This is a genomic window from Nonomuraea longispora (genome assembly GCF_004348345.1).
Taxonomy (GTDB): Bacteria; Actinomycetota; Actinomycetes; order Streptosporangiales; family Streptosporangiaceae; genus Nonomuraea; species Nonomuraea longispora.
On sequence record NZ_SMJZ01000243.1, the window covers coordinates 1 to 11,884 of the forward strand.

Below are 11,884 nucleotides of genomic sequence, written 5' to 3' on the forward strand. Positions count from 1 at the left end.
GCGGGTAGGGAGGGCGATCGACCGGCTGCTGCTGCGGGGGCGGCTGGATGAGATCGGGCTCGACGTGGATGCCGGTGGCGGGCAGCTCGCTGGTGAGCGGCCTGGACACGGCCGTGGCCGAGGGCTGCTCGGAGAAGTCGCCCACGAGGCCGCCGCCGTGCACGACGCCGCCGTCGAACCGGACCGCGGGGTGCGGGCTGCCGGCGCCGGGCAGGCTCAGCTCGACGCGCTCCACGGTGCCGGTGACGAGCCGGTCGGCCCACGTCAGCGAGTCGCTGCCGGCCAGCCGCGTCTCACCCCCAGGGGTGCCGATGGTGGCCGCCGCGGAGCCGCTGACCAGGACGGCCACGCCGTCGCCGACGGGGCCGGCCACCGCGCAGGTGGCCGGGTCGCCCGCCATGTTGGCCGCGAGCACCTGGGCGGCGCGCCGGGCCAGCGCCCGGCCGTCCCCGCCTGACGAGGCCGTCGCGCGCAGCGCCTCCAGCAGGTCGTCGGCCGCGGACTCGCCGGCGTCGCACACGAGCAGCAGCCCGCCCTCGTAGGCGACCAGCCCATTTCCAGGAAGCGGACGCACCACTCCGAAGCCTTGGTCGGTCATGCGTCCTCCCTCATGACGACCGTGCTGCGCTCATTGGTGCCCTCGCTGCGCTCGGTCACTCAACTCTCCTCCCCGGAAGCCGGCGGTGTTACGGCACCCGCACTGCCGTGCTGGTCACCAGCCATACGTACCCCGACGACGAGGCCGCGTCGCGGCCCCCTCGTCTCGATTCGGTGAACCGGTCGACCGCGGCAAACCCCTCAACTGTGCAAGTCTGGCCAAACAGAACACTATCGGCCTGTCGTCACATCGCAGAATCGCCAGAGTCGGCTCCGGCCCCACCCGAAACTGCTGGACACGACCCTAGCCGGGGGCTGCCGCTTAAACGAGTGGGACAAATCAGACGCCTGTGAAGACGCGGTTCACGTCTGCCGTGGCCAGCACGCCGAAGATGTCGCCGCCGCGCTCCACGAGCAGGTATTCGCTGCCGGGCGACTCGCGCATGGCGTCGATGAGGGGCTCGCCCTCCAGGTCGGCGGCGAGCACCATGTCGGGATCGAGCGACTTGGCGAGGGAGCCGACGTTGACCCAGGGGCGGCGGTGCTCGGGCGTGGCCTGGACGGCGGCCTCGCTGACGATGGCGAGGGGCCGGCCTTCGTGGTCGACCACGACCATGGCCCCGGCCCGGCGTTCGCCCGCCTGCCGCAGCGCCTCGGCCAGCGGCGTCTCGGCGGCCACGGGGATGGCCCTGCGCGCGAGCGTGCGCGCGTTGACCTGAGGGATCTTGGCTCGGATCTTGGCCACGCGCAGCGACTGGCTGGCGCCGAGCCAGATGAACATGGCCAGCACCATCGGCCACAGCAGGTCGGTCAGGTCGAGCTCACGCCCGTCGGACATCGTCGCCGCGACCGGCACCACGACGAGGAGCACGGCCAGCACCCGGCCGCCCCAGGCGGCGACGACGGTGCCGGAGCCGGGGTTCTTGGTGAGCTTCCACACGCCGGCGCGCAACATCCTGCCGCCGTCCAACGGCAGGCCAGGCAGCAGGTTGAACACGCCGACGATGAGGTTGGCCACCCACAACTGCCAGACCAGCGCCTCAGGGATGCCGCCGTCGTTGATCACGTAGACGTCGGCGGCCAGCCCGAGCCCGCCCAGGGCCAGCGAGAGCGCGGGGCCCGCGGCGGCCACCAGGAACTCCTTGCCCGGCGTCGGCGGCTCCTTCTCGATCTCGGACACGCCGCCGAGGAAGTAGAGGGTGATCCGCCGCACCGGCAGGCCGTAGGCCTTGGCCAGCACGCTGTGCGCCAGCTCGTGCAGCAGCACCGACACGTACAGCAGCACCGCGAAGACGAACGCCACGGCGTACGCGGCCGTGTCGCCGAGCTCGGGCAGCATGATCTGCATCCTCGGCCCGACGAGCATGGTGATGAAGGCCGCCACGATGAACCACGTCCACGAGACGTACACCGGAATGCCGAACGGCTTTCCCATCCGAATGCCGGAGAACTCCTGTCGCGGGCTCTGCTCGCTCACCGCACTCCTTGACGTCCTCGCCGTGGGGAACCTGTCGCCGCGCCCGGCCGGGGGGCCGGGCGCGGTCCGTGTCACGGACTCCCGTTGGCACGTGCTGTTGCTGCCTCGATGCTACGCGCCGGATCACGTGATCCTCGTTTCGCGGGCATTATTCTGTCGGGCTCTTGACCTAGAGTGCGGTGCATGACATTGACCGATCCGGCGATCATCGGAGCTCTCTCCCCGTCCCGGGCGGGCGATTTCATGACATGTCCGCTGCTCTACCGCTTCCGGGTCATCGACCAGTTGCCCGAGAAGCCGTCGCAGGCGGCGGTGCGCGGCACGGTGGTGCACGCGGTCCTGGAGCGACTTTACGACCTGCCGGCGCCGCGGCGTTCCGTGAGCGCGGCACTGGAGTTGCTGGAGCCGCAGTGGCGGCGGCTGCTCGACGACGACCCTCAATACGGCGAGATGTTCGCCGACGAGGCCGAGCAGGCCGAATGGCTGGCGCAGGCGCGCGGCATGCTGGAGCGCTACTTCAGGCTGGAGGATCCGACGCGGCTGGAGCCCGCCGAGCGGGAGCTCTACGTCGAGGCGGTGCTCGACGGGGGGCTGATGTTGCGGGGCTACGTCGACCGCCTCGACGTGGCGCCGAGCGGCGAGGTCAGGGTGGTCGACTACAAGACGGGCAACGCTCCGGGGCGCGACTTCGAGGCCAAGGCGTTATTTCAGATGAAGTTCTACGCCCTCGTGCTGTGGCGGCTGCGCGGGCAGGTGCCCCGGCTGCTGCAGCTGGTCTACCTGGGGGGTGAGGGCGAGGTGCTGCGCTACGCGCCCGACGAGGCCGACCTGCTCGCCACCGAGCGCAAGGTGATGGCGTTGTGGGCGGCGATCGAGCGGTCACTGAAGTCGGGCGAGTGGCGTGCGCGGCGCAGCCGGCTGTGCGACTGGTGCGATCACCAGGCGTTGTGCCCGGAGTTCGGCGGCACCCCGCCGCCGGTGCCCGACCGCCAGCCAGGCGACACCGTCCGCAGCAGCCGCCGCGCGGCCACCGACGAGCTCTGAGCCTGCCTCCCGGGCCGCTGCCCGGCCCGGGAGGCGCAACGGCCACGGGCCGGAACGCGCGGGCGCGGGCCGGGGCGCGGTTCGGGAACGCACCGCCCGGGGACGCACGGGTGGGGACGCACAAGCGGGGACCCACGGGCGGGCTAATCCTCCCGAGGGAGGAGGTTACGCGTTCTGGCCTGGGCCTACAGTGAAGCGGTGCGGATAGACCGGACCAGGTTCCACGACACGGTGCTCGCCGGGGTGGTGGCCGCCGCCTCGGTGGCGCTGTTCGTTCTCTACGAACATGGGCGGCTGTCGTCCGGGGACCTGGCGGTCGACGGTGTGCGCGAGCCCGATCCGCTCGGTGCGCTGCTGGTGCTGCTGGCGTGCGCCCCCGTGGCCGCGCGCAGGCGGTGGCCGCTCGCGGCGCTGTGCGCGGGCCTGGTGCCGGAGACGCTGCTGACCGGTTTGGGATACAGCACCGGGGTGCCGGGCCTGTCCGGGCTGGTGCTGCTCTACTCCGTGGCCTCCAACCGGGGGCTGGCGATGGCGCTGGGCGGGCTGCTGGCCGCGGTGCTGGCGTACGCGCTGGGCGCCGCGGCGGGCCCGCCCAGCGCCACGACCTTGGGCGACCACGTGGTGGTGGCCATGGTGCTGATCTCCGTGTGGGGCGCGGGCCGGAGCCTGCGGCTGCGCCGGGCGTACATGGAGGAGCTGAGAGGCCGTGCGGCGCGGCTGGAGCGGGCACGCGCGGCCGACACGCGGGCCGCGCGGGCCGAGGAGCGGTCGAGGATCGCCCGCGAGCTCCACGACGTCGTGGCCCACCACGTCAGCGTGATGACCGTGCAGGCGGCCGCGGCGCGCAAGGTATTGTCCTCCGACCCCGGCCTGGCCGGCGAGGCGCTGACGGCGATCGAGCACACCGGCCGGATGGCGATGTCCGAGATGCGCAACATCGTCGGCGTGCTGCGCACCGACGCCCGTGCCGAGCTGGGCCCGCAGCCGGGCATGGAGGACCTGCCCGCGCTGATCGAGCAGATGCGCGAGGCCGGGCTGCCCACGCGGCTGGTCATCGAGGGCGAGCCGCCACCGCTGCCCGCGGGGGTCGACCTGGCCGCCTACCGGCTGGTCCAGGAAGGGCTGACCAACAGTCTGCGGCACGCGGGCGCCGGGGCGAAGGCGGTGGTGACCGTCCGCCACGCACCCCACGAGCTGGACGTACGCGTGGCCGACGACGGCAGGGGCGCGGCCGGGGCACCCGGGCGGCCCGGTCATGGTTTGGTGGGCATACGTGAAAGGGTTGCCCTCTATGGTGGAATCCTCAGCGTCGGCCCGCTACCGGGGGGCGGTTTCGAGGTGCGGGCGAGATTCCCGTTGAAGGACGGTCAATGACGATCAGGGTGCTGCTGGTGGACGACCAGCCGCTGCTGCGTACGGGATTCCGCCTGATTCTCGAGGCCGAGCCCGACATCACGGTGGTGGGCCAGGCCGGCGACGGCAAAGGCGCACAGGAGCAGACGCGGGCGCTGCTGCCCGACGTGGTGCTCATGGACATCCGGATGCCGGGGGTCGACGGCATCGAGGCCACCCGCAGGATCGTGCGGGAGGCGGCTCCGTCGGCGCACGTGCCGAAAGTGCTGGTGCTGACCACATTCGACCTGGACGAATACATCGTCGAGGCGCTGCGCTCCGGCGCCTCCGGGTTCCTGCTGAAGGACGTGCCGCCCGACGAGCTGGTGCAGGCCATTCGGGTGGTGGCGGCCGGCGACGCGATCGTGGCGCCCAGCGTGACCCGGCGGCTGCTCGACCGGTTCGCCACGCGGTTGCCGCCCGCTCACGAGCAGGCCACCCCCGCGCGGCTCGACCGGCTGACCGAGCGGGAGCTGGAGGTGCTGCGGCTGATCGCGAAGGGCATGTCCAACGCGGAGATCGCGGCCAAGCTCGTGGTGAGCGAGACCACGGTGAAGACGCACGTCGGCAACGTGCTGACCAAGCTGGGGTTGCGCGACCGGGTGCAGGCCGTGGTGCTGGCGTACGAGACGGGATTGATCACGCCGGGCGCCATGCCCTGACACCCGCTCCGGTCCGCGTGCCGTGCTCCGGACACTACGCACGGCCCTCAGTCCTGTCAGACCCGATCGACCGACCTCGCCGGCCGCGGGCAGGCGCGGCGCGCACCTCGGCCGGTTCCGGCCGCAGGGCGCGTCACCCGGGATCACGGCGTTCCGGGGCACGGCGGGCGTCACCACCTCGTCCGCGTCTCATCGGCCGGGCCGGTTGCAGCGCAGGGCGCGGCCGGGGTCAGGCGTCCTCGGTGGCGGCGGGGGTCGTGGCGGCCTGCGGGGCGTTCTCCGGGAAGTGACAGGCGACCCGGTGGCCGCTGGCGAGCTGCTCCAGCGGCGGCTCGACCTGCTTGCAGATGTCCTGAGCCTTCCAGCAGCGGGTGTGGAAGCGGCAGGCGGGCGGCGGGTTGAGCGGGCTGGGCACGTCGCCGGTCAGCCGTATGCGCTCGCGACCGGCCCGCCCTCTGGGGTCGGGCACCGGCACCGCCGACAGCAGGGCGTTGGTGTACGGGTGCATGGGCGAGCTGTACAGGAGCTTGCGGTCGGCGATCTCGACGATCTTGCCCAGGTACATGACGGCGACCCGGTCGCTGATGTGGCGCACCACCGACAGGTCGTGAGCGATCACGACGTAGGTCAGGTCGAGCTCGTTCTGCAGGTCTTCGAGCAGGTTGACGACCTGGGCCTGGATGGACACGTCGAGCGCGGAGACGGGCTCGTCGGCGATGATCAGCTTGGGCCTGAGCGCGAGCGTGCGGGCGATGCCGATGCGCTGCCGCTGCCCGCCGGAGAACTCGTGGGGGTAGCGGTTGTAGTGCTCGGGGTTGAGCCCGACGAGCTCCAAGATGTCCTGTACGGCCTTCTTGACGCCGTTCTCGGTGCGCACGCCCTGGATCCGGAAGGGAGCGCCGACGATGGCGCCGACCGTGTGCCGGGGGTTGAGCGACGAGTAGGGGTCCTGGAAGATCATCTGCATGTCGCGGCGGAGGGGCCTGAGCCGGCCCTGCGACATGTGCGAGATGTCCTCGCCCTCGAAGATGATCTTACCGGCCGTGGGTTCGAGCAGCCGGGTGACCAGCCGTCCGGTCGTCGACTTGCCGCAGCCCGACTCGCCCACCAGCCCGAGCGTCTCGCCCTTGACCACGTCGAAGCTGATCCCGTCGACCGCCTTGACGGCGCCGACCTGCCTTTTGAGCAGGCCCTTCGTCACGGGGAAGTGCTTTTCGACGTTCTGGACGGAAAGCAGCAGCTCGTCGGCGCTCGCCTCGCTCATCGCGCACCTCCCGCGTGACGACCACGTCCCCTGGCGCGGTGGACGGATGGGGAGCTCCAGGGCATGACGTTCTCCTGATCGTGTCGGCGCGGCGGCCCGGAGTGAGCGGCGGTGGTGGTGACCCGGGCTCGCGCCACCGCGTCAGGGTGTGCGGCGGCGCTCCGGGCGCGGGCCGGGGTGGCGACCGGTGCGCCACCCGGCTTCTTCGTTCGGGCAACGTCGGCCTCGCGGGCCGGAGCGAAGGTCACGAGGTCTCCAGCGCGGGCTTGATCTCGTTCTCCCACAGGGTGCGCCGTTCGTCGCGGCTCATGTGGCAGCGGACCAGGTGGCCGCCCTCGGTCTCGGTGAGCGCCGGCGCCGCCGTCTCGGCCTTGCCTTCGGTACGCTCCCCGAACGGGCAGCGGGGGTGGAAGGCGCATCCCTGCGGCACGTTGATCAGCGACGGTGGCGACCCCTTGATGGGCATCAGCCGTTCGGTGGGCTCGCGGTCGAGGCGGGGCATGGAGCCCAGCAGCCCCCACGTGTAGGGGTGCTCGGGGCGGTAGAAGATGTCGTCGGTGGAGCCGTATTCGACGCATCGGCCCGCGTACATGACGAGGATGTCGTTGGACAGCTCCGCCACCACGCCGAGGTCGTGGGTGATGATGATGAGCGCGGAGTTGAACTCGCTCTGCAGGTCGCGCATCAGGTCGAGGATCTGCGCCTGCACGGTCACGTCGAGCGCCGTGGTCGGCTCGTCGGCGATGAGCAGCTCCGGGTCGCACGAGAGCGCCATGGCGATCATGGCGCGCTGGCGCATGCCGCCGGAGAACTCGTGCGGGTAGCTGTCGACGCGTCTTCCCGGCTCGGGGATGCCGACCCGGCCGAGCATGTCGACGGCGTGCTTGCGGGCGACCTGCTTGGAGACGTCGTTGTGGATGCGGTAGGCCTCGATGATCTGGTGGCCGACCGAGTAGTAGGGGTGCATGGACGACAGCGGATCCTGGAAGATCATCGCCATCTTCTTGCCGCGCAACCCGCGTACGTGCTCGGCCGTGGCCCCGTTGAGCTCCTCGCCGTCGAGCCAGATCTCGCCGGAGATGCGTGCCCTGCCGCCCTTGTGCAGGCCGAGGACGCCGAGACTGGTCACGCTCTTGCCCGAGCCCGACTCCCCCACGATGCCCAGGGTCCTGCCGCGCTCGACGCTGAACGACAGCCCGTCGACCGACTTGACCAGGCCGTCGTCGGTCGGGAAATGGATCTTCAGGTCCTTGACGTCAAGGAAGCTCACGACAACCTCACCCTCGGGTCGACCACGGCGTACAGCAGGTCGACGATCAGGCTGGCCACGACCACGAACATCGCGGCGACCAGCACCACGCCCATGACCTGCGGCATGTCCTGGTTCCTGATCGCCAGGATGGCGAACTGGCCGAGCCCGGGGAGAGTATAGGTGGTCTCGGTGAGGATGGCGCCGCCGATGAGCAGACCGAAGTCGATGCCGAACAGGGTCAGGATGGGCGTCAGCGCGGCCCGCAGGCCGTGCTTGACGACGACCTCGCGCTCGTGCAGGCCCTTGGCCCGGGCGGTGCGGATGTAGTCCTCGCCCATCGTCTCCAGCATCCCGGCGCGGGTGAGCCGGGCGTAGGTGGCGGCGAACAGGAAGGCCAGCGTGATCCACGGCAGCAGCAGGCTGTAGGCCCATTGGGCCGGGTTAACGGAAAAATCTGTATATGCGCCGCCGGGCGGGGTCCAGCCCAGGGCATAGCTGAAGACGACCAGGGAGATCATGCCGGTGAAGAAGATCGGCAGCGAGACGCCGGCCAGCGCGGTGCCCATGGACAGGCGGTCGAAGAAGCTGCCCCTGCGCAGCGCTGAGATCACGCCCACGCTCACGCCGCCCACCACCCACAGGACGGCGGCGCCGATGGCCAGCGAGAATGTCACCGGCAGACGGTCCAGCAGGTCGGGCCAGACGGGCTGACCGCTGATGAAGGAGTAGCCGAAGCAGGGCGCGGGGCACTGCTCGACGCCGGCGCCGTAGTCGTACTCGGCACCGGCGACCAGGCCCTTGACGAACCTGCCGTACTGCACGATCACCGGGTCGTTGAAACCCAGCCGCTCGGCCACCAGGTGCACCGTCTCCGGCGTCGCGGCGCGCCCGACGTAGCGCGACGCCATGGCCTCCGGTGAGGCGCCGGCCCACTGGGGGACGACGTAGAAGATGCCGAAGGTCACCATGCTGATGACGATGAGCATGGCGAACGCGCCGATGACACGTTTGATGATGTATGTGAACACCGCTACGGCCGAGTGGCCTGCCCGTCGCCGAGCAGGCCACTTCTGCCTTCACCTGCCTTCGTTAGATCCCCGTACCTCGCACGGTCACTCGACGCCGAGCAAGATGTAGTCGAACATGCTCTGGCCCTCGTTGTAGGCGACGTTCGTCAGGCCCTTGCCGCGCATGAGCAGCGACTTGGCCCAGACCACCGGAAGGATGGAGGCGTCCTCCATGACCTTCTTGTCGACGTCGACCCAGAGCTTGGCGCGGGCCGCGTCGTCGAGCTCGGCGGAGGCCTGGTCGATCAACTTGTCGACCTCGTCGTTCTTGACGCTGAGGTTGTAGTTGCCGGCGTCGCGGATCGTACGGCTGTCGACGATGGCCTGCATGAAGCCGTAGCCGTCAGGCCAGTCGGAGCCCCAGCCGTGGGCGGCCAGGCCGATGCCGTTCTTCTTCACGTAGTTGACGTTGCCGGCGTAGTCGGAGAAGTAGCTGGAGCCGGGGAAGCCCTTGAGCGTCAGCTTGATGCCGACCTTGGCCAGCGCCTGCTCCATGGCCTCGGCCAGCGCCTTCTCGCGAGGACGGTCGGAGCGGTAGGTCATGGTGGTGGAGAAGCCGTTCGGCTGGCCGCAGGCGGCGAGGGCCTGCTTGGCCTTGTTGACGTCACCCTTGTTGCCCGGGGTCGCGTACAGGTCGAACTTCTCCTGGCCGACGATGGGCGGCGGCAGGACGTTCGTGGCGATCTCGCCACCGGCCAGCTCGCCTCCGTAGGCGGTCTGGTTGGCGACGCGGTCGGCGGCCCACATGACGGCCTTGCGGCACTCGACGTTGTCCAGCGGCGGCGTGTCGGGAATGACCGAGACGTACCAGAGCCTGGGGATGGTGGGGTTGTCCGTACGCGCCTTCAGCGCGGGGTCGGGCAGCACCTTGCCGAGGGCGGCCGCCTGCAGGCCGGTGCCCACGATGTCGAGCTGGATGTCGCCGGCGATGAGCTGGTTGTCCAGGTCGTCGGCGTTGACGTTGACCTGGACCTCGATCCGGTCGGGCAGCGCGGGACGGTTGGGGTCGGTCGCCGGGTCCCACTGGTCGTTGCGCACCAGCGTGAAGCCCTTGCCGATTTCGTTGGTCTCGAACTTGTACGGGCCGGAGGAGACGACCTTCTCCTTGTATTTCGCGCCGGTGTCCTTGTCCTTGGGAACCGGGGCGGTCATCGGCATCTGCACGACGTAGTCCATGGACGCGAACGGCTCCTTCAGGTGGAAGACCACCGTCGAGTCGTCCGTCGCCTCGACGGCCGAGGAGTAGTCGGCGTCGGGGTCCTCGTAGACGCCCTTGAAGTCCTTCGGCCAGTCGAGCAGCTCGTTGAGGTAGGAGGGGCCGTGCGGGAAGGTCTTCTTGTCCCAGGAGCGCCCCACGGCGTAGGCCACGTCCTTGGCGGTGATCTCCGTGCCGTCCTCGAACTTCAGCCCGCTCTTGAGCTTGTACGTCCAGGTCTTGCCGCCGTCGCTCGGCTCGCCCAGCCCTTCGGCCAGGTCGGGGATCACGGTGTTGCCCTCGGGGCCGGGACCCGGCTTGTACATCGTCAGCGTGCGCCAGTAGAGGCGGCCGAAGTTGAACGAGTAGCCGTAGTAGGTGTCACCCGGGTCGAGGCTGTCCCAGTCGGCGGAGTGGGCGGCCTTGAGCGTGCCGCCCTTCTTCGTCGAGGGGTTGTACACCTCGTTGAGGCCGGCGTTGAACGCGGGTTGCGCGGCGCCGCCAGAGGACGAATCGGCGGGCTGTTGTGTGCCGCCGCCTCCGCCGCATGCGGACAGCACCAGGACGAGCGCCGCTGTCGCGGCCCCTGCCAGTGCGGTTTTCCTTCTCATTGACTTAACCCCTTGATGAGTGAGATGGGGGATTGGAGCGTTGGCGAAGGTCAGTGCGCCCGCGGGTCGAAGGCGTCCCTCAGCCCGTCGCCGAAGAGGTTGAACGCAAGGACGGTAACGAAGATCGCCAGCCCCGGGAAGAGCACGAAGTGCGGCAGCGTGTAGAACCGGACAGCTTCCGAGAGCATGCCTCCCCAGGTCGGTGTGGGCGGGTTGACGCCGACGCCGAGGAAGGAGAGCGCCGCCTCGAACAGGATGTTGGTCGGGATGAGCAGGGTCGCGTAGACCAGGATGGGCGCCATCAGGTTGGGCAGGACCTCGCGGAACAGAATGTAGCCGTTGCGCGCGCCCAGGCTTCGCGCGGCGTCGACGAACTCCCGCTCGCGCAGCGAGAGCGTCTGCCCGCGGACGATGCGGCCGATGCTGGGCCAGCTGAAGAAGCCGATGATGAAGATCATCATGGCGATCCTGAGGCCGTTGCCCTCGAGGCCGAACCCCTTGTCGGGCACGACGCCCGCCAGCGCGATCGCGAAGACCAGCAGCGGGAAGGCCAGGAAGACGTCCATCAGCCGGCCGATCACCAGGTCGACCCAGCCGCCGAAGTATCCGGCGATGACGCCCAGTGTGGTGCCGATGAGCACCGACAACATCGTGGCGAGGAAGCCGATGAGCAGCGAGATCCACGCGCCGGCGACGATGCGGCTGAAGATGTCACGGCCGTTGATCGGCTCGACTCCGAGCAGATATTCGCTGCCCATGCCGCCGAAGGCGCCCTTGGGCAGGAGCGTGCTCTGGTCGATCTGGTCCTGGTGGAACTCCAGCGGCGGATGACCGAACACGGCGATGATGGGCGAGGCGAAGACCGCGACGAGGATCAGCAGCACGACGACGATGCCGCCGGTGAGAGCGACCTTGTCGCGCCTGAGCCGCATCCACGCGATCCGGGTGAGGGATCTGCCCTGGATGGCCTTGCCCGCTCCCGCGAGCACCGACTCCGGCTGCGCTTCTGCGGCGGAACCGGAAACGTCTAGCGGTGCGGTCATGCCGGATTGCCCCCTGGTACCAGACGACGGGTCTTGGAGTACTGACTTTAGACCGCGAGTCGCGACCTCAGGAGGCAGAATCTATGGCCTGAGCTGCGCTGACCAGTCCCTCAGGCCGCTATGTGGCTAATCTGTGATTGATGCGAAACTCATTCGTATTGATCTTGACGACAATGTCCAGCCCGCGTCCCGGTTGAGTCTCGGAACTGTGACAGATCGCGCGAATCAGCTGATGCCGCGGCGCTTCAGCAGTTCCTCGATGTCGGAGAAGTCGTCATCG

At 69.6% G+C, this 11,884-nt stretch carries 9 protein-coding genes and 1 pseudogene; 3 read left to right on the top strand and 7 right to left on the bottom strand.

Translation table 11 applies throughout. The features are described from left to right. Both E1267_RS38690 and E1267_RS38695 read right to left on the bottom strand, forming a co-directional pair. A pseudogene (locus tag E1267_RS38690) lies at window positions 1–598 on the bottom strand (FHA domain-containing protein); the annotation flags it as partial. Between the two features lie 339 nt (window positions 599–937). Further along, a complete protein-coding gene (locus tag E1267_RS38695) occupies window positions 938–2,074 on the bottom strand; it encodes a site-2 protease family protein (protein WP_132340450.1) in 1,137 nt (378 codons plus the stop codon). A gap of 183 nt (window positions 2,075–2,257) precedes the next feature. Here E1267_RS38695 and E1267_RS38700 point away from each other — a divergent pair, with 183 nt between their 5' ends. The 3 genes from E1267_RS38700 (at window position 2,258) to E1267_RS38710 (ending at window position 5,172) form a co-directional block, all read left to right on the top strand. After that, window positions 2,258–3,118 (top strand): RecB family exonuclease, encoded by an 861-nt coding sequence (locus E1267_RS38700; protein ID WP_132340452.1) that lies wholly within the window; start codon window positions 2,258–2,260, stop codon window positions 3,116–3,118. A 198-nt stretch (window positions 3,119–3,316) separates the two neighbouring features. Further along, window positions 3,317–4,492 carry a sensor histidine kinase gene (locus tag E1267_RS38705; RefSeq protein ID WP_132340454.1) on the top strand — a complete coding sequence of 392 codons (1,176 nt, stop codon included), beginning with the start codon at window positions 3,317–3,319 and terminating at the stop codon, window positions 4,490–4,492. Then, a complete protein-coding gene (locus E1267_RS38710) occupies window positions 4,489–5,172 on the top strand; it encodes a response regulator (RefSeq protein WP_132340456.1) in 684 nt (227 codons plus the stop codon). The genes E1267_RS38705 and E1267_RS38710 overlap by 4 nt, the downstream gene beginning before the upstream one ends. A gap of 229 nt (window positions 5,173–5,401) precedes the next feature. On the opposite strand, the gene E1267_RS38715 is transcribed toward E1267_RS38710, so the two are convergent. The 5 genes from E1267_RS38715 to E1267_RS38735 all read right to left on the bottom strand — a co-directional run bounded on the left by E1267_RS38715 (window position 5,402) and on the right by E1267_RS38735 (window position 11,604). Then, the gene (locus E1267_RS38715) at window positions 5,402–6,436 is read right to left on the bottom strand and encodes an ABC transporter ATP-binding protein (protein WP_132340458.1); all 1,035 of its coding nucleotides are present in this window, start codon (window positions 6,434–6,436) and stop codon (window positions 5,402–5,404) included. Window positions 6,437–6,680: 244 nt separating this feature from the next. Next, the gene (locus E1267_RS38720; protein ID WP_132340460.1) at window positions 6,681–7,706 is read right to left on the bottom strand and encodes an ABC transporter ATP-binding protein; all 1,026 of its coding nucleotides are present in this window, start codon (window positions 7,704–7,706) and stop codon (window positions 6,681–6,683) included. Beyond that, window positions 7,703–8,716 carry an ABC transporter permease gene (locus E1267_RS38725; RefSeq protein WP_132340462.1) on the bottom strand — a complete coding sequence of 338 codons (1,014 nt, stop codon included), beginning with the start codon at window positions 8,714–8,716 and terminating at the stop codon, window positions 7,703–7,705. Before E1267_RS38725 ends, E1267_RS38720 begins: the two co-directional genes overlap by 4 nt. An 84-nt stretch (window positions 8,717–8,800) precedes the next feature. After that, on the bottom strand, window positions 8,801–10,561 hold the full coding sequence (locus tag E1267_RS38730) for an ABC transporter substrate-binding protein (protein ID WP_165960037.1): 1,761 nt from the start codon (window positions 10,559–10,561) through the stop codon (window positions 8,801–8,803). 50 nt (window positions 10,562–10,611) lie between these two features. Next, a complete protein-coding gene (locus E1267_RS38735) occupies window positions 10,612–11,604 on the bottom strand; it encodes an ABC transporter permease (RefSeq protein ID WP_132340464.1) in 993 nt (330 codons plus the stop codon). Window positions 11,605–11,884 lie beyond the last annotated feature (280 nt).